The organism is Pseudomonas sp. GG8 (assembly GCF_052976945.1).
Genome location: NZ_JBRIIP010000001.1, coordinates 4,787,646 through 4,810,608, shown reverse-complemented (window position 1 = coordinate 4,810,608; position 22,963 = coordinate 4,787,646). Strand labels below are relative to the sequence as shown.

Below are 22,963 nucleotides of genomic sequence, written 5' to 3'. Positions count from 1 at the left end.
ACCACCTTCTATGGGGGAATGCGAAGAACTCTGTAGGAGCCGGCTTGCCTGCGAATGGGGCGGCTCGGTGTATCAGGCCAGACGCCTTCGCAGCTGGACGCTTAGTTGCACGCCTGCCCCCACAGGTTTATGCGATCAGCGGTTAACCATTGGCAGGTTCAGGCCCTGTTCTTTGGCACAGTCGATAGCGATCTGATAGCCCGCATCCGCGTGGCGCATGACGCCGGTGGCCGGGTCGTTGTGCAGTACGCGGGCGATGCGTTCGGCTGCTTCATCGGTGCCGTCGCAAACAATCACCATGCCCGAATGCTGAGAGAAGCCCATGCCGACGCCGCCGCCGTGGTGCAAGGACACCCAGGTCGCGCCGCTGGCGGTGTTGAGCAAGGCATTGAGCAATGGCCAGTCAGACACGGCATCGGAGCCATCCTGCATGGATTCGGTTTCACGGTTCGGGCTGGCGACCGAGCCGGAGTCCAGGTGGTCACGGCCAATCACGATCGGTGCCGATAGCTCGCCGCTGCGGACCATTTCGTTGAACGCCAGACCAAGCTTGGCGCGCTGGCCCAGCCCGACCCAGCAGATACGTGCCGGCAGACCCTGGAAGGCGATGCGCTCACGGGCCATTTCCAGCCAGTTGTGCAGGTGGGCATCGTCCGGGATCAGTTCCTTGACCTTGGCGTCAGTCTTGTAGATGTCTTGCGGATCGCCCGACAGCGCAGCCCAACGGAACGGACCGATGCCACGGCAGAACAGCGGACGGATATAGGCCGGTACGAAACCTGGGAAGTCGAATGCGTTTTCTACGCCTTCTTCTTGAGCCATCTGACGGATGTTGTTGCCGTAATCGAAGGTCGGCACGCCCATTTTCTGGAAGTCCAGCATGGCGTTGACGTGAACGGCCATGGATTGCTTGGCAGCCTTCACGACGGCCGCTGGCTCGGTCTTGGCGCGAGCGCGGTATTCGTCCCAGGTCCAGCCTATTGGAAGGTAGCCGTTGAGTGGATCGTGGGCGCTGGTCTGGTCAGTGACCATGTCGGGACGCACACCGCGACGGACCATTTCCGGGAGGATTTCAGCGGCGTTACCGCACAGGGCGATGGAGATCGCCTTGCCTTCGGCGGTGTATTTGGCGATGCGTGCCAGTGCGTCGTCGAGGTCAGTAGCCTGCTCGTCGACGTAGCGGGTTTTGAGGCGAAAATCGATGCTGATCTGCTGGCATTCGATGTTCAGCGAGCAGGCACCAGCCAGCGTCGCTGCCAGTGGTTGAGCGCCACCCATGCCGCCCAGCCCTGCAGTCAGTACCCAGCGACCTGTCAGGTTGTCGTTGTAGTGCTGGCGACCGGCTTCGACGAAGGTTTCATAGGTGCCTTGAACGATGCCTTGGCTGCCGATGTAGATCCAGCTGCCGGCGGTCATCTGGCCGTACATGGCCAGGCCCTTGGCATCCAGTTCATTGAAGTGTTCCCAGCTGGCCCAGTGCGGCACCAGGTTGGAGTTGGCGATCAGGACGCGTGGGGCGTTGCTGTGGGTCTTGAACACGCCGACCGGTTTGCCGGATTGAATCAGCAGGGTTTCGTCGTCATTCAGGTTGGTCAGGCTTTCGACGATCTTGTCGTAGCACTCCCAGTTGCGCGCGGCGCGACCGATGCCACCGTAAACCACCAGTTCTTTCGGGTTTTCGGCGACTTCGGGGTCGAGGTTGTTCATCAACATCCGCAGCGGTGCTTCGGTCATCCAGCTTTTAGCCGTCAGTTTGGTGCCACGGGCAGCGCGGACTTCGACGTCACGGTGCTTGGTCCAGGTTTCCGGGGTCCAGTGTTGGGTATTCTCAGTCACGAAAAAACTCCTCAGCGATCAATCCAAACCAGCCCAGGCAGTGGGCAAGCCGGCCTGTGTCGAGCATCTCGAAACAGGCGAAACAGGTTTAGCAAGTAAATGGGGCAAGGCATGTGCATCGGGGTTGGGGTGGTTACCTACTCTCTCTTACGCACACATCTTTACTTGTACATACAAGCATATGCAATCAGAAGACCAACTCGCTTTGCGGGTCGGCAATAAATCTTTAAACCCGCTGTGAGCCTCGAAATAGAAGGGCTGGGCGGATACCAAAAAAGATGAGATTTTTTCTGTCAGGACGTGGGCCTGTTGTGACGAGGTAGTTTTGCGCGGTATTGGGGCGTTTGGTAACAGTTTGCGAGAGGAGGGTGCGCGAGGAGAAACGGTTTGGAGAGAGGGGCTCTACAGGTCAGTCGTAGCGTTTGCACCGTGTTCTCGCCGCTGCGTTGCAATGGAGGACCTTGTGTCCTCCATTGCGCTTTGGCGATGACTAATCGTAGTGACTGGCGGTGTTCTTCACGTCAGCCAGCTCTGGGTGGGCGACCAGTTTGTCGATGTGCAGTTCGTCGTTGTTCAGCCAGGTTTCGGTGAGTACCCGGTAGTGCTCCATGTCTCTGCAGCGCATGCGCAAGCTGTAGTCGAACGGACCGCTGATGAGTTGGCATTCGAACACATGCGAGCATGCTTTGACGCACGCTTCGAAGGCTTTCTGGGCGGCCCGCCCGCTCTGATTGGACAGGGCAACCAGCACCAGCAGTGACAGGCCCGGCGAAACGGCTTTGACATTGATGATGGCGCTATAGCCACGAATCACACCGCGCCTTTCAAGCTTGCGTACCCGTTCCAGACAAGGCCTGGGGGTCAGGTGAACCAGCGATGAAAGCTTCTCGTAGGTGATTCGTCCGTTATGCCGCAAGACGTCGAGAATGGCTTCATCGATGCGATCCAGAGGGGCTGTGCCAGGAGGTTCGTTATCCTTCGTAACCATTGGTTTTTTTCACTTCAATCGGCTGGACAGAAACTGCGTAAGTCGTTCGCTGTTCGGGTGACCATCACTATGGTACGACCTTCCTCAGCCAGCGTCTGTATGACCTGAGGACCTCGCCTACACGCCGCTGTGTGGTAGGAGGGCAAGGATCAGGCGCTTTTTTTTTTGGCTATCAGTGTAGGCAGATGAATTTCGGCGAGCATGCAGCGAGCGCTGCCGCCACCAATGCTTTCGATATGGTCGATGTTCACCACCACTGGCTGGGTGTGTCGTTCGATGTGCTGTTGCTGGGCGGGTTCGAGCGATCGCCAGGCACTGCGGGACATTACCAGCAACGCTTGACCGTTCTTGTCGTGCAGTTCAAGCATGTTGCCGGCGAAGGACTCCAACTGATCCCAGTTCAACGTGAGGATCTCTTTGCCGGTGTCATGCAGGGAGTTTTGCAGCGCTGTGCGTTCTTTGAGGTTGGGCAGTGCTTGCAGGCAGACCACCGAAAGGTGGCGGCCGACACTCATCATCACGTTGCTGTGATAGACAGGTGATTGATGGCGGTCGACGGCATGGAACAGGCACAACGTGTAGTTCAGGCGCTCGGCAAATTGGCGCAGGGCATCCGCGTGTGTTCGTCCAGAATGGCAGGCATAGCTAATTCGATGTTCGCGATCAAGCACCATGCTGCCGGTGCCCTCAAGGAAAATGTTCTGCTGCTCCAGCGGGCTGAAGTCGATGGTTTCGCGAATGGCGTAATGCTGGTCGAGTGCTTTCAATACCCCTTTTTGCCGCTCCAGACGTCGATTCTGGCCTTCCATGGGGTAGAGCACGAGACTGCCGTCGGCATGGCTACTCCACCAGTTGTTCGGGAAGATCGAATCCGGGGTATGCGGCGCTGGCGTGTCTTGCACCACCAGCACGTCGACACCGTATTGACGCAAGGTCTCGACATAACCGTCGAACTCTTCCAGCGCTTTATGCTGTGCCTGTTCAGGGTCGCGCGGCGCCCGCTGAAAGCGGTTGTTGATGGCGGTGTCCGGGTTGAAGGCGAACCGCGCCGGGCGGATCATCAAGACGCTGTTGGTGGTTTGCATGGAGCGCGCATCCAAGGGTTGGTTATGCGTCCATCTTGTGCCCGACATCGTTGTAATTCTTGCTGACCTGGCTGGGTTGCCCAGCGGGGATGGCCGAAAAAGGCGGCGCTACAGCCGATTCGGCTGCTAGGGGGAGGGCGACATGAGTCGCGTCGGCCCTTTCGTGAAGAAGGCAACGCCGTTTCGAATCAGATCGCAGTCAGTTCAATCAAACAGCACGAACCGCTGACGGAGATTTCCAGCAGTTCACGGTTACCGTTCAGTTGCAGGCAGTCATGTTTGCCGAGCGTTTCGGTGGTGGTCCCTACGCTGACCCTCAAGCCCTCAGCCACGCTGAAGACCAGCACGGTGCCTGCCGAGGTAAAAAACCGCTGCTTGCTGTCGATCCATTGCAAGCGAGCGGTGTAACGATCCGGCGCATAGATCAGGTTGAAATCACGAATGGCGCCACCGAGCAGCGTGCAGGCCACCTGGCTTTCGCCGCTGAAAGCGAAGGGGTCCAATGGCAGCAGGGGCCGAGTCGTTTGACCGTCCACGTGCAGAGTCATGCCCGCGCCTTGGAGCACGGTAATGATTCGCTGATAGCCGGCGAAGGTGGAGAAACCGCCCGACTCGGCGATGTCGGCAATCGACAGGCGCCAGCCGAAGCCGTCGAGGCCAACACCCGCATCGCGAGTGATTTCCTCCGTACTGCCCCCGCCATTTTTCCACGGCATGCGCGGGTAGCTGGCTGCGCGCAAAACAGTGAGCTGACTCATTTGCTGAAACGTCCTTCCAGTCGATGCCTGGAGCCTGGGTGGATAAGGCGCGCGGCTGTCACTGGCTGGCGCCCGGACCAGGTCCGGCGGCGAATCAGCAGGCAGGGCTCGCCAGGTTCTATTTGCAGCAGTTTGCATTCCAGCGGTTCGGCCAGAATCGCTTCGACCACGTGCTCGCCCTCGGTCAGCGGTGCGACTTGCGACAGGTAGGCGTAGGGCGTTTGCAGGGTGAAGTCCTGCTTGAGGTAGTCGGGCGCGACCAGAGCGTTGACGAAGCGGTCTTCGATTTGCACGGGAATATCGTTTTCGAAGTGCACGATCAGCGAATGAAACACCCGCTGACCTTCACGCATGTCCAGTGCCAGGGCGCGCTCGGAGCCTGCGGCCTCTTCATTGAGGATGATGACCTTGCAGGTGTGACGATGGCCTCGCGAGGCGATCTCATCGGCAATGTTGTGCACTTCGAACAGCGCCGACTGGCTCTTGGGCTCGGCGACGAAAGTGCCCACGCCCTGCATGCGCACCAATAACCCTTCGGCGGTCAGTTCGCGCAAGGCCCGGTTGATGGTCATGCGGCTGAAGCCCAGCTGGGTCACCAGTTCGCTTTCTGACGGCACGCGATGATGTGGCGCCCAGGTTCCGTTCTGGATCTGCTGGGCGATCATATGCTTGACGCGGGCGTACAGAGGCGCCGGACTGTCGCCCATTTGGGCAGCCAGCGAAGAGACGGCAGGCGGAGTCGGCACAGTGAAATCCTTGTTCGATGGGTGATGATTCGGGAAGTGGGTCCATGGCGCAGATGCGCTCAAGCTAACCATTGATCCGACCGACGACAAGCTTGCTGGAGTTTACCGAGCAGGCAAACGTCTGTATATGTATATACAAATAAACACGATGGAGTGTAGAGCCATGTCCGCCTTCTTTGCCGAGCGCGCATTATTGCCCAGTGGTTGGGCCAACAATGTTCGTTTCGACGTCAGCGCCGATGGCCTGCTCACCGGTGTCCAGGTCGATACCGATGCGCAGGGTGCCGAGTTTATCAAGGGGCCGTTGTTGCCGGGTATGCCTAATCTGCATTCGCATGCCTTTCAGCGCGCCATGGCCGGTTTGGCCGAAGTGGCAGGTAACCCGAACGACAGTTTCTGGACCTGGCGCGACCTGATGTACCGTCTGGTCGGGAAGATCAGCCCGGAACAGCTCGGCGTCATTGCTCGCCAGCTGTACATTGAAATGCTCAAGGGCGGTTTTACCTCGGTCGCTGAATTCCATTACGTGCACCAGGACACGTCCGGCAAACCCTACGCCGACCCCGCTGAGTTGGCCCTGCAAATCAGCCAGGCTGCCAGCTTCGCGGGCATTGGCCTGACCCTGCTGCCGGTGCTGTACAGCCATTCCGGTTTCGGTGGCCAGGCGCCTGACGAGGGGCAGCGTCGCTTTATCCACAGCACCGACAGTTATCTGGATCTACAGGCGCGCTTGGGCCCGATTCTGGCTCGGCAGCCCGCGCAGGCATTGGGTCTGTGTTTCCACTCGTTGCGCGCCGTCACTCCGCAACAGATCCGTGACGTGTTGGCCGCCAGCGACAAGCAGTGTCCAGCGCACATTCATATCGCCGAGCAGCAGAAAGAAGTCGAAGACTGCCTGAGCTGGAGCGGGCTTCGTCCGCTGCAATGGCTGTACGAAAATGTCGCTGTGGACTCACGTTGGTGCCTGGTACATGCCACCCATGCCGACCCCGATGAAGTTGCACTGATGGCTGAAAGTCGCGCAGTGGCCGGTTTGTGCCTGACCACCGAAGCAAATCTTGGCGACGGAATCTTCCCTGCGGTGGACTTCATCGCGCAGGGTGGACGCTGGGGGATCGGTTCGGACAGCCATGTGTCACTGAGCGTGGTCGAAGAATTGCGTTGGCTGGAATATGGCCAGCGTCTGCGTGATCAGCGACGTAATCGGTTGCATCGCAGCGATCAGCCAATGGTTGGGCGAACCTTGTACGATGCGGCGCTTGGTGGCGGGGCGCAGGCCTTGGGGCAGGCGATTGGCTCGCTCCAGGTGGGGCAGCGCGCGGACTGGCTGGTGTTGGATGGCAACGATCCCTATCTGGCGACGGCCAGTGGCGACGCGATTCTCAATCGTTGGCTGTTCGCTGGGGGCGATCGGCAGATCCGCGATGTGATGGTCAATGGTCGCTGGGTAGTGCGAGCTGGGCGTCATGCGGGCGAGGAAGAAAGCAGCAGGGCGTTTGCCCAGGTATTGCGGGAATTGCTGGGGTAGTCAGGCGGATCTTATGCGCCTGACATGTCGCCTTCGCGAATAAATCTGCTCCCCCGGCTCAGTTTTCTGCGGGAGCTGATTTATCCGCGAAGCGGTTCATACGGTCTATTTTCCGACAGGTTTGGCGATTTTCGAATCATCAACGCGCCAGATCAGCTTACTGGTGTCGTAACCCTGCTGACGTGCTTTGGCCAGCAGCTCCTCGCGCGTTGCATCGGACACCCGCGTGTTGCGCGACAGTAGCCACAGGTATTTGCGGTTCGGGTTACCTACCACCGCAGTTTTGTAGTCATCGCTGACATACAGCACCCAGTAACCACCCTTGGCGACGCCCGGTAGCAACCGGGAAAACCAGGTATCGAACTCCACCCAGAGCTTGTCGGTTTTATCAGGGACTTGCGGCGACGCTGTGCCGTGCACTTCTTCCCACTTACCCTCAAGTGTCCGACAGCGGTTGGTCACGCCCACGTTGCCATCGTCTTCAAGGATGTAATGGGCTTCGGATTGCGCACAATTGCGTTGGAAAAACATCGGCATCCGCGCCAACTCATACCAGGTCCCCTGGTAACGCTTGAGGTCAACATGATCGACCGTCTTGGGTTCGATCAGCTCGATCGAGGAGTTGGCGCACCCTGCCAGCAATAGACCCGCCAGCATCCCTATCCATAAACGCATAAGGCTCTCCTTTCAGGCTTACTTCAGGCCCTGGCCGGAAAACATCAGCACCTTGTCGCCTGCGTATTGCACGCTGATAAAGGTCTTCTGATCGCCCCATGTGCAGCTAGACATGCCCAGCGCGCCGGAGCAATCAGTCGGGCTGCCCAGCAGCTTTTCGACTTCGGCCTTGGGCATCCCTGAGGAGATTTTCGAATAATTTTCCTGAGTGACTTTACTGCACGCAGCCAACAGCACACAAAACGACAACAACGCGAGGGTACGCAGAGACATGAGTGAAGCTCCTGAACAGTAGGGGGCGGCGCTACAGCGTGTAGGACGCTGGCGAATTGCCAATAGGTTAGAAGAGAAATACGCGATCTGGTTCCCGTGGGCGGCAGGGATTTATATCTCGCTTAAAATCGCGACCCAGGCTCTTTCAAAAACACCCGTTCTTCAGCTGTTGATGTACGTCCAAGGATTTGATTGCGGTGGGGGAAACGCGAGAAACGGGCAATGACCCTTTGATGCTTTTTGGCGTAATCAAGTTGGTCGGCGAAGACGTCATGATCCGTGGCCGATTGCTGGTGGAACAGTTCGGTAAAGTGGGCAACGGCTTGATCCTGCATCTCCAGGTCTTCACTGTGTTCCAGCACCAGGTAGATGAATGATCGCTGGATCGGCAGCAAATGCTGGTCGCGGCCCAGTTTCAGGCCGTGTTCGACCAATGCCTGGGCGCGTTGATCGCCTGCAAACGCCTTGGGCGTATCGCGATAAATCATGCGCGGGAGTTGATCGAGGAGCAGTACCAGTGCAAGCCAGCCTTGAGGGGATTCGGCCCATTCGGACAGCCCTCCCGCCAATGCGTGTTCGACCTGTACAGCGAAACGTTCGCGCGCATCGCTGTCCTGGCTTTTCTTCTTGCCGAACCAAAGCGGGCCCTTGGCCTTTACCACGTTGGTTGGTGATTCGGCTGAACCGAACCACCATTCAAGCAGCGGATGCCAGGGCGCGTACATGGCTTAGACGTTGTGATAAGACGTGGCGCGCTCGACTTCTTCCTTGGAACCCAGGAAGACCGCGACACGCTGGTGCAGGCCTTCAGGCTGGATGTCGAGGATGCGCTGATGGCCGTCGGTGGACATGCCGCCCGCCTGTTCTACGATGAACGACATCGGGTTGGCTTCGTACATCAGGCGCAGCTTGCCTGGCTTGGACGGGTCACGGCTGTCACGTGGGTACATGAACATGCCGCCACGGGTCAGGATGCGATGCACGTCGGCAACCATGGCTGCGATCCAGCGCATGTTGTAGTTCTTTTTCAGCGGGCCGTCTTCGCCAGCCAGCAGTTCGTCGACGTAGCGTTTGACCGGAGCTTCCCAGTGACGCGCGTTGGACATGTTGATGGCAAATTCCTGGGTGGTCTCAGGGATCCGCATGTCTTCGTGGGTCAGCACGAAGCTGCCCAGCTCGCGATCGAGGGTGAAGCCTTTGACGCCGTCGCCCAGGGTCAGGACCAACATGGTTTGCGGGCCGTAGATCGCGTAACCGGCAGCAACTTGCTGGGTGCCCGGTTGCAGGAAAGCTTTCTCGCTCAGGTTGTCGTTCTGGCTCAGGTGACCGCTCGGGCAACGCAGCACCGAGAAGATGGTGCCGACCGACACGTTGACGTCAATGTTCGAGGAACCGTCCAATGGGTCGAATACCAGCAGGTACGCGCCTTTTGGGTACTTGCCGGGAATCTGGTAGGCATTGTCCATTTCTTCGGACGCCATGCCGGCCAGGTGACCGCCCCATTCGTTGGCTTCGAGCAGAATGTCGTTGGAGATCACGTCGAGCTTTTTCTGCACTTCGCCCTGTACGTTTTCAGTGTTCATGCTGCCGAGCACACCGCCCAGCGCGCCTTTGGAGACGGCGTGGCTGATTTCCTTGCATGCGCGTGCTACCACTTCGATAAGGAAGCGCAGATCGGCAGGAGTGTTGTTGCTGCGGGTCTGCTCAATCAAATAGCGACTTAGGGTAACGCGGGACATGGAGAGCTCCGAAGTGGGGGATAAAAACCCGCACAGTTTAGCGCGAGTGGACACGTAATACTCCAGTCAGACCGGGTTCTGGCCCATAGAGTTCACATGTCGGTTGAGAGTAGCCTCAAAACGGCAACAAGCAGGTGACCCTGCTCAAGATTTTGCCGAGGGCGTGCGCAACAGGCTCACTGCCATCCAGCCAAGGAAAACGACGCCCAGCAACAACACTGCCCATAAACCGGTGCGCTTCCAGTCCGTGCCTTTCACGGCCGGTGTTGGCGTGCGTGCGATGACCACGGGTGAGGCCGCCGGTTGCGCAATGCCCAGTGATGCGAGCACCTGCGGTTGATAATCGGGGATCAGCGTGGACAGCGGCAAGTCTGCCGCCCGCGCCGCCGTGTTACCAATGGCGAGAGTATACGGCCCTGCACCTTTGGCCAGGAACACCAGTTGCGTGGCGCGGACTGCGAAACGCAGTTGTGGGGCCGCAGTGCCCAGACCGCCGCCACGCTCATCCACATCGAGCTTGAATTGCTGCACGGTACGGCCAGCCAGCTGTAACTCATCCTGCAGCACGTCCTGACCATTCTGTGTCAGTCGATACAACAAGCCGCCGCCCACGATTTGCCACGGGGCGTTGCTGTCGAGGCGCGCCGACAGGGTGGCCGGTGCCAGACTGTTGGCCTGGCTGATGTCGACCTTTACGCGCTCCACGGCTAGATCAATGGGCAATTGCCAGCTGTATTCGCCCGGTTTGACGGTGCTGCCCGCCAGCGGTTGTGACCAGACCAAAGGCTGCGGCAGGTGGTCGGGGCTGGCGCTGATCAATTGCGCGGAGGTCAGTGTCGGTGCGGAGTTCGGGGTGTTCCACAGCAAACGCAGGTAGCGCGCCGGTTGGCCGGGTAGAGTGACTTCGCGTTGCTCGATCACTTCATCGGCAAACGACAGTCGTGCAACCTGGCCCTCGCCCCAGGATTGCCAGTGCTGCAGATCGTTACTGGCCTCGATACTGAAGCGCTGAAAACCTTCCCGTTCGGTGTTCCAGTCAAGAATCAACTGCTCCAGCGGGGCCTTGATCTCGCTGGTGTCGAGCAGCCAACCGCGCAGTACTTCTTCGCCGGCTTCGATTTCGCCTTGTGGTTGCACTTCAACCAGCGTGCCGCTGGCGGTGCGCTCGACCCGAATCGTAGGCACTGCATCACTGGCATCGGCGGCGTCATAGAGGGCAAACCACTTAACCGGGATCGGCGTCTGGTTTTCCCGGCGCTGAACGTCGCTATGGGTCAGTGAGTACGCCAGTGCCTGGCCCTCAGCGTTGAAAACGCGAACGTCACCCAGACCGGCCTGACGCGCACCCAGTTGTACCGCCAGCGGTAGTTCAAGGCGATACCACGGGCCATTACCGCTCAAGGTCAACGGTACCTGACTAGCGAAATCAGCCGGTTTTTCCTGCGCATGGGCGGACATCGTTGCGAAGAGGGCCGCACATAACGCCGCGCCAAATACGGCGCGGATGAAGGTTGACTGACAGCTCAAGAATGAGTTCCTCATACGATGGTCCTAGTCGGATCGGGCGTAGATTTTTTAGAGGGCAAAGGCATCGGCGACGAAGGTCCGGGCGGCAAGGGAGAGAAATATCCCACTACCAATAGCAACACGCCAACCCCGATGAACGACACGATACGCGCCAGTCCACCGCGGTTGCTCAGTTCGACGAAGAACAGCTTGGCGACCACCACACCGATCAGTGTGGCGCCAACGATCCAGATATCACGTCGGCCGCGCAGGTGTCCGCCAACCATCAGTGCTAAGGCCATCAAGGTCCAGACAATCGACAGACCGGCTTGCACCCTCATCGAATCCAGCAATTCATCCAACTGATAGGGCACGCCACTCCAATGATGGGCCGTGCGCATGACCATCCCAGTGAACAGGGCGAATAAGCTAGCCCCTGCTACCACCTGTGCCACTCGCTGCGCGCGATCATGGGCGATACCGAGTTGAGGCAATCGGCTGCGCGCCCAGACGAATACCCCGGCCAATGCGAGCAACAGGCCCAATTCCAGCGGATTGAGCAGTGGCAGATAGGCCAGCGGTGCGGCGGCACCGTCGCTGACGATGTTCGCCAGCCAGAACCAGATCAACATCAGCAGCGCCAAGGGGGCAGCGGCCCAGACCCGGTATTCACGGGGATAGGCCTCGATGGGCCACGGCAGTGCGCGGGGCGCAGCCATCAATAGCAAATAGGTGCTCGGCAGCAACGCCCAGCCCAGCCAGCGCCATGCGTTGTAGTGTTCGGACAATGTCATCAAGCCGAAGCGCAACTCCAGCGCCAACACGCCGATGATCAGCCAGCAACCCAAGACATGTGCCGCGCTGACCACCCAGCTCGGCAGTGTGCCCGCCAGGTGCCGCAGCGACAGCAGATGTACGACGAACACCGCGCCCCACGCCAGCCAACCCCAGTAGGCTGCCGGGTGATAGCTGGCGTTCAGCGCGAGCAGCAATAGCAAGGTGCAGGCCGGGGTCAGCAGAGTACAAAGCACTGCCAGTGCCGACCAGTGCAGTCGCAGGGCGAGGACCGTCCATAGCGCGACGCTGACAGCCGCGAGGCATAGCAACGTGGGTATTTGCAATTCGGTCGGTGCGAATCGTTGTGCGCCGTTGACCAGTGCCACAGCCCACCAACCCACTCCCCACGCCAGCAGCAATGCGCTCAGACGCTGCAGATTCATGGTTTTCATGGGGATTGCATTGACTGGGCTCAGGCGTTGCTGGAGCCACGCGCTGAGCATCGCGGCCAGCGCGAGGACCATCGGCGTCCAGGCATCGCGATGGGCCAGTAAAGTGGTGTCGGTTCGATACAGGTCGCCCTGTAGGTCGCCGAACAGCGCGAGGCCTGCTCCCAGCTGCAACAGCAGGCCGAAAGCGCGTGCCAGCACTCGTTGCTGACGCAAGCCCAGCCAGAAAACGGCCGCGCCTTCCAGGGCCCACGCGGCCGAGGTCCAGCGTGCATCCAGCCCGAGGGGTATCGCCAATGACGCGAATACCACACCCAGTGCCAGGCAGGTCTCCACTAACAGTAAGGCGCGTCCCGGCGCCCGGCCGGACAGCAGGCGCGCCAGGCCTATATAGAGCATTCCCATTACCAGCGCGCTGTAGGCGGGAGCGAACTCCATGTGTTGGACCAGCGCGAACTGCAGGCCGAAACCGACAATCGGTGGGCCGAACAAGATGCTGCCGTCGACGTAGTCACCCTGGCGAGCTGACCAGCGCAATATCGCTTCGCGGCTATTGTCTTCGGGCGCGGTGCTCAGCTCTTGCAGTTTGCGTCGAGCGAACAGCAGACCAATCGCCAGATACATCAGGAAAAACACGATCAGAAACGGCTCGGTGCTCCAGAACAGTGCGGGCGTGTATGCCTGCAGGCCCCAGACGAAACCGATGCCGAAGGTGCCGACAAAACCGATCAGGTTCAGTAGGCGCCAGGCCTTGAACCAGGCGATGGCAAAAATCCCGGCATTGAGCAGTGCGAAGTAACTGAACAGGGCTACATGGCTGCCAGCGCCGGTAGACGTCAGCAGCGGTGCGGCGAATCCTCCGAGTGCCGCCGCCGCAGCCAGACCCAGTGCGTCCTGTTTTACCGCGAGGATCGCCGAGAACACCGTCACCACCACCAGCAGGCCGAACGCCATGTTCGGGTCGAGCAACGCATTCAAACGCATGGCGGCAAATACCGTCAGGTACAGCACGCCGACCCCCGCGCCCTGCAGGATCAATGCGTAATTGCGGTTGCGTTGTCGTAGCCACCAGCCCAGCGCCAGCAATGCCAAGGCGCAGGCGGCAACGGCGGCGTAGCGGGCTTCCAGTGGAATGACCACACCTTCAGTGGCGTAGCGCAGCAAAAAGGCCAGCCCGAGGAACAGCAGCAGCACCCCGACCCGCAGCACGGTATTACCGCCCAGCAGCCAGTTACGTACGCCGGCCAATGCGCGCTCGATCATGTTTGGGGTTGCCGGCGTAGAAACCGGGTTCGGCGTTGCTGTTGGCTGGGTCCATTCGTCGTCGACGGGCAGATCCCAAGTCAATTCGGTGGCTGCTTCAAGGGCGGGGGGCACACTGACAAGTGGCTGAGCCGCAGGCGCCGGGATTTCAGCGTTGCCAGGAGCAGATTCGAGGAGGGTAAGGCGTTGCTGAACCGCCTCGAGCTGACGGCCAAGCAGGGTCATACAAATGGCCTGTCCAAGACCAAGCCCGGCGAGTGCGCCGATTGCAGCACCCACGAAAGACTCGTCCAGGTAACCACCCAGCACGAGACCGACCAGCAGGAGAATCCATTGCACGCGTTGACATCCCTTTATGCGGCTTGCCTGGAGTATATCGGTCCAGGCCGTCGGGGACATGATTTGTAGCGGAGGTCGGCGATGAATTCACTCGCGAAGACGGCACGCCGGGTAATCCGTGTCAGGCCATTCGCGAGTGAGTTCACCCACAGATTTATTCCTCCAACGCTTTCCAGATGTCGTTCGAATATTCGCGAATGGTTCGGTCCGACGAGAACCAGCCCATCCGTGAAGTATTGAGCACCGCTGAGCGCCACCACTGTTTAGGGTCGTGCCACAGTGTCTGGACCTTGCCTTGAGCCTCCCAATAGGACTCGAAGTCGGCGCACACCAAAAAGCGGTCGTAAGCGATCAATTGATCGATCAGGCCGACATAGCGGTTTGGATCATCCGGTGAGAATACCCCGCCCCGGATCGCTTCCAGCACATCATTGAGCCGCGGTGAACTCGCGATATCGCCAGTGGCACTGTAATCGCCGGCGCGTTTTCGTGCTTCGACCTGCTGCGACGTCAGGCCGAAGATGAACATGTGCTCAAGTCCGATTCGCTCGCTCATTTCCACGTTGGCACCATCAAGGGTGCCGATGGTCAGTGCGCCATTGAGGCCGAATTTCATGTTGCTGGTGCCCGAGGCCTCCAGGCCTGCGGTGGAGATCTGCTCCGAGAGGTCGGCGGCCGGGATAATACTTTCTGCCAGGCTGACGTTGTAGTTGGGTATGAACACCACTTTGAGCAAGCCGCGCACGGTGGGGTCGTTGTTTACGGTGCGAGCGATGTCATTGGTCAGTTTGATGATCAACTTGGCCGTGTGATAACTGGCGGCTGCCTTGCCGGCAAAAATTTTCACCCGCGGCACCCAGTTAATCTCCGGTTCGGCCCGCATTGCCTGATACAGCGCGATGGTGTGGAACAGGTTCAACAGTTGGCGTTTGTATTCGTGGATGCGTTTGACCTGAACGTCGAACATCGCCGTTGGGTCGACCATGATTCCCAGCCGCTCATGAATGAGGGTCGCCAGGGCTTGCTTGCTCTTCAGGCGCTGAGCGGCAAATTGTTGGCGGAACGCTTCCTTCTCGGCGAACGGCTCTAACTCGATCAGGCGTGATTCAGCATTATCCAGAACGTCTGCACCCAGGGCCTCGACCAGCATGCGGGTCAATGGCGGGTTGGCCTGATGCAGCCAGCGCCTAAAGGTGATGCCGTTGGTTTTGTTGTTGATCCGCTCGGGATATAGCTTGTGCAATTCGGCGAACACGGTCTTGCGCATCAATTGGGTGTGCAGCGCCGACACGCCATTCACACTGTGCGAACCCAGAAACGCCAGGTTACCCATGCGCACGCGGCGGCCGTTGTCCTCTTCGATCAGCGAGACTGCGCGCAGCACTTCAAAGTCGTGAATGCCTTTGGCCCGCAATTCGTCGATGTGCAGGGCGTTGATCAGGTAAATGATCTGCATGTGCCGCGGCAGCATCCGCTCCATCAGGCCAACCGACCAAGTCTCCAGCGCCTCGGGAAGCAAGGTGTGGTTGGTGTAGGCCAGGGTGTCGACGGTGATCTTCCAGGCCGAATCCCATGGGATGCCGTGGGTATCGATCAACAAACGCATCAACTCGGCAACGGCGATCGAAGGGTGCGTGTCGTTCATCTGGATCGCGGCGTGATCGGCCAGCGAGTGTAGGGATTCGTGCATGTTCAGGTGGCGTCGCAGCAAATCCTGCAGCGACGCGGAAACGAAGAAGTATTCCTGGCGCAGGCGTAGTTCCTGACCGGCTTCGGTGCTGTCGTTGGGGTACAGCACACGGGAAATACTTTCTGCGCGAACGACTTCGGCTACCGCACCAAAGTGATCGCCGGCATTGAAGCGTTCAAGGTGCAGGTCCTCGACCGCCCGTGCCCGCCACAAGCGCAGAGTATTGACGCTCGATCCGCGCCAGCCGACCACCGGGGTGTCGTAAGCAACGGCGCGCACAACTTCCGCCGGACGCCAGACCTGGCGTTGCTCGCCCGCTTCATTGACCAGCGTCTCGACGCTGCCGCCGAAGCCGATCGGGTAAATCACCTCGGCACGCTCGAACTCCCAAGGGTTACCGAAGTCCAGCCAGTTCTCGGTTTGCTCTTGTTGCCAGCCATCGACCACGGCTTGACGGAACAAGCCATGCTCGTAACGAATACCGTAACCATGGGACGCGACACCGAGGGTCGACATGCTCTCCATGAAGCAGGCAGCCAGACGACCGAGACCGCCGTTGCCCAGCGCGGCATCCGGTTCGAGCAAGCGAATGCGCTCGATGTCCACGCCCAGCTCAGTCATGGCTTCACGAGCGATGTCCAGCAGGCCAAGGTTGCTCAGGCTGTCGTAGAGCAGTCGGCCGATCAGGAACTCGAGAGACAGGTAATAAACCCGTTTCTGGCCTTTACGGTAAATCTGTCGGGTGTGGTCCATCCAATGCTCGACCATATGGTCGCGGGCGGCCAGGGCGATTGCTTCGAACCAGTCATGGTCAAACGCGTGATCTGGATCTTTACCCACCGCATAAGTGAGTTTTTCGAGTACAGCGGCACGGAAAGCGGCCACCTCGGCGTCACGAACAAGCGGTTCCTCTGACATCAATACGACCTCTAACGAGCAGACGAATAGGAAGCTGGATGATTAACTCTAGATGGTTCGACACGGGTCTGTCTTTCTGGTTCGCGGGTAATTGCAATTGATGAAAACCCTGCATTGATCGTTCCATCGCGAGCAACCCTTCTCTCTCTGGGGGCATGATCATTCTTCGATTCGGGTTTATGATGCTCCACGGCAAAATAAATAGAAGCCCCTGACCGCCCCTTTGGAGCACCTATGCAGACTTTGTACCCGCAGATCAAACCTTACGCCCGGCACGATCTGGCCGTGGAAAAGCCTCATGTGCTGTACGTCGATGAAAGCGGTTCGCCCGAAGGTTTGCCAGTGGTTTTCATCCACGGCGGGCCGGGTGCGGGTTGCGATGCCCAGAGCCGTCGGTTTTTTGACCCGAATATGTACCGCATTATTACCTTCGATCAGCGCGGTTGTGGGCGCTCCACCCCCCACGCCAGCCTGGAAAACAATACCACTTGGCATTTGGTCGAAGACCTGGAACGTATTCGTCTGCACCTGGGGATCGAAAAATGGGTGCTGTTCGGCGGCTCCTGGGGTTCGACCCTGGCATTGGCTTACGCTCAGACCCATCCGGAACGCGTCCATGCCTTGATCCTGCGGGGCATCTTTTTGTGCCGGCCACAGGAAATCAACTGGTTCTACCAGGCGGGTGCCAGCCGCTTGTTTCCCGATTATTGGCAGGACTACCTGGCGCCGATTCCGCTGGATGAGCGCCATGACTTGCTGGGCGCCTTCCACAAACGCCTGACGGGCAGCGATCAGATCGCCCAGATGCACGCCGCCAAAGCCTGGTCCACCTGGGAAGGGCGCACGGCAACGCTACGGCCGAATCCGATGGTGGTGGATCGCTTCTCGGAACCGCAGCGCGCGTTGTCTATCGCCCGCATCGAATGCCATTACTTCACCAACAACGCGTTCCTCGAAGAGAATCAGTTGATTCGCGATATGCCCAGGATTGCTCATTTGCCGGGCATCATCGTGCATGGCCGCTACGATGTGATCTGCCCACTGGACAACGCCTGGGAGCTGCATCAAGCCTGGCCCAACAGTGAACTGCAGGTGATCCGCGATGCAGGTCATGCGGCATCCGAGCCGGGCATTACCGATGCGTTGGTGCGCGCAGCCAGCCAGATTGCCCGTCGGTTGCTCGATCTGCCGCCCGAAGAAGCGTGAAAGGCCTGGTATGAAAGGTCTGCTCCAGCGCGTGAGTGGCGCGCACGTCGAAGTGGCGGGTGAGATCGTAGGTGCCATTGATCAGGGCTTGTTGGTATTGATCGGCGTCGAGCCGCAAGATACGCGCGCCAGCGCCGATAAGTTGCTGAGCAAACTGCTGAACTATCGGGTGTTCAGCGACGCCGAAGGCAAAATGAACCTGTCGCTCAGGGATGTCGGTGGCGGTTTGCTGTTAGTGTCGCAGTTCACCTTGGCTGCTGACACCAAAAGCGGCCTGCGGCCGAGCTTTTCAAAAGCCGCACCGCCCGCGCTTGGCGCCGAGTTATTCAGCTATTTGTTAGAGCAGGCGAGAGGCGTGCACGATAAGGTTGCAGCAGGCCAATTTGGTGCGGACATGCAGGTTCATCTGGTCAATGATGGCCCTGTGACATTTTTACTTGAGAGCTAAACAGGCGATTGCCCTGGGCCGCCCTGATTTATCAGGTGAAAAAGCAATAAATACTTCATCGGACCTGATGCGTTGTAACGCGGCCTGCTAGATAATCGCGCGCTACGGGGATCAGCGTTCGTTGACCCGATTGATATAGCCAGAGGCTGGTCCGTCGCCGTTTAGGGAATCATTAGGTCCTTTCGGAGTCGGAACAATGCTCGCCAACCCGGCACTTGATAGCTGGCCGTTGGTTTTATGATCTGTTTTTCGGCGAGGGTTGCTCGTGATTGTTAGTCCCTGTATTGCTCCAATGAAACCCGGTAAACGGTTACGTAGTGCCCTGTTGGCAGGTTCTGCACTGATCTGTCTGTTCAGCGCAGGCCAGCTTTGGGCGTTCAGCCTGGACGATGTTGCGGCCAAGGCCAAAGACATGGCCGGGCAGAAGTACGAAGCTCCGAAGAGCAATCTGCCGAACGAATTTCGCGACATGAAGTTCGCGGATTATCAAAAAATCCGTTTTCTTCAAGAAAAGGGCGTGTGGGCTGGGGAAAAGACACCCTTCAAGCTGTCCTTTTATCACCAGGGCATGCACTTCGACACGCCGGTCAAAATCAATGAAGTCACGGCGACCGATGTACAGGAATTCAAGTACGACCCTGGCCGGTTCGATTTTGGCGACATGAAGTTCGACCCGAAAGCCACCGAAAAACTCGGTTACGCAGGCTTTCGCGTGCTTTACCCGATCAATAAAGATGATAAGAACGACGAGATCATGACGATGCTGGGCGCGAGCTACTTCCGCGTGATTGGCAAAGGTCAGGTCTACGGCTTGTCTGCGCGCGGTATGGCTATCGACACCGCAATGCCATCGGGTGAGGAGTTCCCGCGTTTCACCGAGTTCTGGATCGAGCGTCCACAACCGGACGACAACCATTTGGTGATCTTTGCACTGCTGGACTCTCCACGTGCGACAGGCGCCTATCAACTGACCTTGCGTCCGGGCACCAACACCCTCGTCGACGTCAAGTCGCGCATGTTCCTGCGCGATAAAGTTGGCAAACTGGGCGTCGCTCCACTGACCAGCATGTACCTGTTTGGCGCCAATCAGCCGTCCAAAGTACTGAACTATCGCCGCGAACTGCATGACTCCAGCGGTCTGTCGATTCAGGCCGCCAATGGCGAGTGGATCTGGCGTCCGTTGAACAACCCGAAACACCTCGCGGTCAGCAGCTTCTCGGTGGAAAACCCGCGTGGCTTCGGTCTGCTTCAGCGTGGCCGTAACTTCAGCCACTACGAAGACCTGGATGATCGTTATGACAAACGCCCAAGTGCCTGGATCGAACCGAAAGGCGACTGGGGCAAAGGCACCGTTGATCTGGTAGAAATCCCGACTGCCGACGAAACCAACGACAACATCGTTGCGTTCTGGAAGCCGGAAGTCATTCCTGAGCCAGGCCAGCCGATGGAGTTCAACTATCGCCTGCACTGGACCATGGACGAAAGCTCCATCCATTCCCCTGATCTGGGCTGGGTCAAGCAGACCCTGCGCTCTACCGGTGACGTCAAACAGTCCAATCTGATCCGTCAGCCTGACGGCAGTGTGGCTTTCCTGGTCGACTTCGAAGGCCCGGTGCTCGCAAAACTGGGTGAAGACCCGGCGATCCGCAGCCAAGTGACCACTGACGACAACACTGAGTTGGTAGAAAACAATCTGCGCTACAACCCGGTGACCAAAGGCTGGCGTCTGACGTTGCGCCTGAAAGCCAAAGATTCGGGCAAGTCGATCGACATGCGCGCTTATCTGCTTCGTGAAGTTCCTGCCGAGCCTGGTAAGGAACCTGCGGCAATTGTTGCTGACAAAGCAGATAAGAAAGTAGAGAAGAAGGTCGAGAGCAAAGTGGCTCCGAAAGAAGAGAAAACCGTCATAGTCAAGGCTGACACGGCTAAGCCCGCCGAGGCGAAAGGCGACTCCACAAAAGCAGACGTAGCGAAGGCCGACTCGACAAAAGCAGACGCTGCAAAAGCAGAAGTAGCGAAGGCCGATGTCGCGAAAGACAAAGATGGCAAACAGATCCCGCAGCCTGAAGCCGAGACTGCCCCCACTAATCCGGAACCGGCCAAGAATGTACAAATCTTGACCGAGACCTGGAGCTATCAGTTGCCTGCCGATGAGTAATGTCCAGTCTGTGCCAGAGTCTCTGACCGAGTACCTGGCACATTTGCCGATGAGCGATGAGCAGCGGGCGGAACTCGCCAGCTGCACCTCGTTCACCGAGCTGCACCAGCGTCTTTCAACGCAGCCATTCACCGATAGCGCCGAGGCCGCTCAGGCTTCGGTTGGCCGTCGTTTGACATTGACCACCGCTGACGAGCTGGAAGAAGCTGAAATGCTCGTCCTCGACGCCAGTGGTCGGGTCTGCCTGAAAGCCACGCCGCCGATTCGTCGTACCAAAGTCATCCCTGAGCCATGGCGCACCAATATCCTGGTGCGTGGCTGGCGCCGTCTGATGGGTCGCAAGAATCTTCCCTCACCGCCCCAGCGCGAGCTGCCTTCGGCACGCTGGCGTTTTGTCGGCTCATTGCGCCGTTACATCTTGCTGGTGCTGATGCTGGGTCAAACCGTCGTTGCCACTTGGTACATGAAAGGGATCATGCCTTACCAAGGCTGGTCCTTCGTGTCACTGGATGAAATCACTCGCCAGACATTGTTCCAGACTGCGGTGCAAGTGCTGCCCTATGCCTTGCAGACCAGCATTCTATTGCTGTTCGGGATTTTGTTCTGTTGGGTCTCGGCCGGCTTCTGGACGGCGTTGATGGGCTTTCTCGAGTTGCTCACCGGGCATGACAAATACCGCATTTCCGGGGCCAGCGCAGGTAACGAACCCATCGAAGCCGGTGCTCGTACCGCCATCGTGATGCCGATCTGTAATGAAGACGTTCCTCGTGTGTTCGCCGGTCTGCGCGCTACTTTTGAATCGGTAGCCGCCACGGGCGACCTGGACCGCTTTGACTTTTTCGTCCTCAGTGATACCAACGACTCCGATATCGCCGTCGCCGAACAGCAGGCCTGGCTTGAGGTCTGCCGTGAAAGCGAAGGCTTCGGCAAGATCTTCTATCGTCGCCGTCGTCGTCGGGTAAAACGCAAAAGCGGCAACCTCGATGACTTCTGCCGTCGCTGGGGCGGTGAATACCGCTACATGGTCGTGCTCGATGCCGACAGCGTCATGAGCGGTGAATGCCTGACCAGTCTGGTGCGTTTGATGGAAGCCACCCCGGACGCCGGCATTATCCAGACCGCGCCACGCGCGTCGGGCATGGACACGCTGTATGCGCGCATGCAGCAGTTCGCTACCCGTGTGTACGGGCCGCTGTTTACCGCCGGTTTGCACTTCTGGCAGTTGGGCGAATCCCACTACTGGGGGCACAACGCGATCATCCGCATGAAGCCGTTCATCGAGCACTGCGCCTTGGCGCCGTTGCCCGGTAAAGGGGCTTTCGCCGGGGCTATTCTGTCTCACGACTTCGTCGAAGCCGCGCTGATGCGCCGTGCCGGTTGGGGCGTGTGGATTGCTTATGATTTGCCCGGCAGTTACGAAGAGTTGCCGCCTAACCTGTTGGATGAACTCAAGCGTGACCGCCGTTGGTGTCACGGTAACTTGATGAACTTCCGGCTGTTCTTGGTCAAAGGTATGCACCCGGTACACCGTGCGGTGTTCCTGACCGGGGTGATGTCGTACCTGTCGGCACCGTTATGGTTTTTCTTCCTTGTGCTGTCGACTGCCTTGTTGGCGGTTAACACGCTCATGGAGCCGCAGTACTTCATGGAGCCACGTCAGCTGTATCCGTTGTGGCCACAATGGCACCCGGACAAAGCTGTCGCGCTGTTCTCGACCACCATCGTGTTGCTGTTCCTGCCCAAACTGCTCAGCATTATTCTGATCTGGGCCAAGGGTTCGGTAGGTTTTGGCGGTCGGATCAAAGTGACCCTGTCGATGCTGATGGAAATGCTGTTTTCGGTGCTGTTGGCACCGGTCCGCATGCTGTTCCACACGCGCTTCGTACTGGCCGCGTTCCTCGGTTGGGCCGCGACCTGGAACTCGCCGCAGCGTGACGATGACTCCACGCCATGGAGCGAAGCGGTCAAGCGCCACGGTCCGCAAACGCTTTTGGGTTTGTGCTGGGGTCTGCTGGTCGCCTCGCTGAACCCAAGCTTCCTATGGTGGCTGGCCCCGATTGTCGGCTCGTTGATGCTGTCGATTCCGGTTTCGGTGATTTCCAGCCGGGTCGGTTTGGGCCTCAAGGCGCGGGACGAGAAACTCTTCCTGATCCCTGAAGAGTACGCGCCGCCAAAAGAGCTGGTCGCGACCGATCATTACACCCATGAAAACCGTTGGCATGCGTTGAAACAGGGCTTCATTCGGGCCGTGGTCGATCCACAGCAGAACGCACTGGCATGCGCCTTGGCGACGTCGCGGCACACGCAGTCCGAGCCGATTGAATGGACGCGCATCGAGCGGGTTCGTCAGGCGATGAAAGTCGGGCCGGATAAACTCAGCAACCAGGAACGCCTGATGCTGTTGAGTGACCCGGTAGCCTTGGCGCGACTGCATGAACAGGTCTGGAGCGAAGGTCATCCTGAGTGGCTCGCCGCGTGGCGTCAGTCGATCGAAGCCGATCCGCATGCGCCTCTGCTGCCGTTGCAACCTGCCACCCATGTTGCCCCGCACCAACTGGCTAACGCCTGATAGCGCGGTAAA

Annotated in this window: 17 protein-coding genes; 5 read left to right on the top strand and 12 right to left on the bottom strand. The window is 58.8% G+C overall.

All coding sequences use genetic code 11. The annotated features are described in order from the left end of the window. Positions 1-135: 135 nt before the first annotated feature. From hutU to hutC, 5 genes are all read right to left on the bottom strand, one after another. Complete coding sequence (gene hutU, locus ACVBEG_RS22755) at positions 136-1,836, bottom strand: urocanate hydratase (RefSeq protein ID WP_322177416.1); 1,701 nt, start codon at positions 1,834-1,836, stop codon at positions 136-138. 490 nt (positions 1,837-2,326) lie between these two features. Continuing rightward, on the bottom strand, positions 2,327-2,824 hold the full coding sequence (locus tag ACVBEG_RS22750) for an Lrp/AsnC family transcriptional regulator (protein ID WP_323566193.1): 498 nt from the start codon (positions 2,822-2,824) through the stop codon (positions 2,327-2,329). A 149-nt stretch (positions 2,825-2,973) separates the two neighbouring features. Beyond that, complete coding sequence (gene ctlX / locus ACVBEG_RS22745) at positions 2,974-3,909, bottom strand: citrulline utilization hydrolase CtlX (protein ID WP_447108326.1); 936 nt, start codon at positions 3,907-3,909, stop codon at positions 2,974-2,976. Between the two features lie 188 nt (positions 3,910-4,097). Then, positions 4,098-4,667, bottom strand: a complete 570-nt coding sequence (locus ACVBEG_RS22740; RefSeq protein ID WP_322177418.1) for a HutD/Ves family protein — start codon at positions 4,665-4,667, stop codon at positions 4,098-4,100. After that, positions 4,664-5,374 (bottom strand): histidine utilization repressor, encoded by a 711-nt coding sequence (gene hutC / locus ACVBEG_RS22735; protein WP_322182988.1) that lies wholly within the window; start codon positions 5,372-5,374, stop codon positions 4,664-4,666. Before hutC ends, ACVBEG_RS22740 begins: the two co-directional genes overlap by 4 nt. Positions 5,375-5,576: 202 nt before the next feature. Between hutC and ACVBEG_RS22730 the strand changes: the two genes are divergently transcribed. Further along, a complete protein-coding gene (locus ACVBEG_RS22730) occupies positions 5,577-6,941 on the top strand; it encodes a formimidoylglutamate deiminase (protein ID WP_322177419.1) in 1,365 nt (454 codons plus the stop codon). Positions 6,942-7,046: 105 nt separating this feature from the next. Here ACVBEG_RS22730 and ACVBEG_RS22725 read toward each other — a convergent pair whose 3' ends face one another. The 7 genes from ACVBEG_RS22725 to ACVBEG_RS22695 form a co-directional block, all read right to left on the bottom strand. Then, positions 7,047-7,616, bottom strand: a complete 570-nt coding sequence (locus ACVBEG_RS22725) for a lipocalin family protein (RefSeq protein WP_322177420.1) — start codon at positions 7,614-7,616, stop codon at positions 7,047-7,049. A gap of 18 nt (positions 7,617-7,634) precedes the next feature. After that, the gene (locus tag ACVBEG_RS22720; protein WP_322177421.1) at positions 7,635-7,889 is read right to left on the bottom strand and encodes a hypothetical protein; all 255 of its coding nucleotides are present in this window, start codon (positions 7,887-7,889) and stop codon (positions 7,635-7,637) included. A 122-nt stretch (positions 7,890-8,011) separates the two neighbouring features. Then, positions 8,012-8,614 carry a DUF924 family protein gene (locus ACVBEG_RS22715; protein WP_322177422.1) on the bottom strand — a complete coding sequence of 201 codons (603 nt, stop codon included), beginning with the start codon at positions 8,612-8,614 and terminating at the stop codon, positions 8,012-8,014. A 3-nt stretch (positions 8,615-8,617) separates the two neighbouring features. Beyond that, a complete protein-coding gene (locus ACVBEG_RS22710) occupies positions 8,618-9,628 on the bottom strand; it encodes a class 1 fructose-bisphosphatase (RefSeq protein ID WP_322177423.1) in 1,011 nt (336 codons plus the stop codon). A 144-nt stretch (positions 9,629-9,772) separates the two neighbouring features. After that, positions 9,773-11,086: a DUF3999 domain-containing protein gene (locus tag ACVBEG_RS22705; protein WP_322278487.1), complete on the bottom strand. Its 1,314-nt coding sequence runs from the start codon at positions 11,084-11,086 to the stop codon at positions 9,773-9,775. 80 nt (positions 11,087-11,166) lie between these two features. Beyond that, positions 11,167-13,962 carry a DUF2339 domain-containing protein gene (locus ACVBEG_RS22700; protein ID WP_323569278.1) on the bottom strand — a complete coding sequence of 932 codons (2,796 nt, stop codon included), beginning with the start codon at positions 13,960-13,962 and terminating at the stop codon, positions 11,167-11,169. Between the two features lie 154 nt (positions 13,963-14,116). Continuing rightward, entirely contained in the window at positions 14,117-16,570 is a 2,454-nt protein-coding gene (locus ACVBEG_RS22695) for a glycogen/starch/alpha-glucan phosphorylase (protein ID WP_322177425.1), read from the bottom strand. Between the two features lie 234 nt (positions 16,571-16,804). Here ACVBEG_RS22695 and pip point away from each other — a divergent pair, with 234 nt between their 5' ends. From pip to mdoH, 4 genes are all read left to right on the top strand, one after another. Then, the gene (gene pip / locus ACVBEG_RS22690) at positions 16,805-17,776 is read left to right on the top strand and encodes a prolyl aminopeptidase (RefSeq protein ID WP_322177426.1); all 972 of its coding nucleotides are present in this window, start codon (positions 16,805-16,807) and stop codon (positions 17,774-17,776) included. 10 nt (positions 17,777-17,786) lie between these two features. Continuing rightward, entirely contained in the window at positions 17,787-18,224 is a 438-nt protein-coding gene (dtd, locus tag ACVBEG_RS22685) for a D-aminoacyl-tRNA deacylase (RefSeq protein ID WP_322277893.1), read from the top strand. A 265-nt stretch (positions 18,225-18,489) separates the two neighbouring features. Continuing rightward, positions 18,490-20,382: a glucan biosynthesis protein G gene (locus tag ACVBEG_RS22680; RefSeq protein WP_322177428.1), complete on the top strand. Its 1,893-nt coding sequence runs from the start codon at positions 18,490-18,492 to the stop codon at positions 20,380-20,382. After that, positions 20,375-22,951, top strand: coding sequence for a glucans biosynthesis glucosyltransferase MdoH (gene mdoH, locus ACVBEG_RS22675; RefSeq protein WP_322277894.1), 2,577 nt, complete (start codon positions 20,375-20,377; stop codon positions 22,949-22,951). The genes ACVBEG_RS22680 and mdoH overlap by 8 nt, the downstream gene beginning before the upstream one ends. Positions 22,952-22,963: the final 12 nt, after the last annotated feature.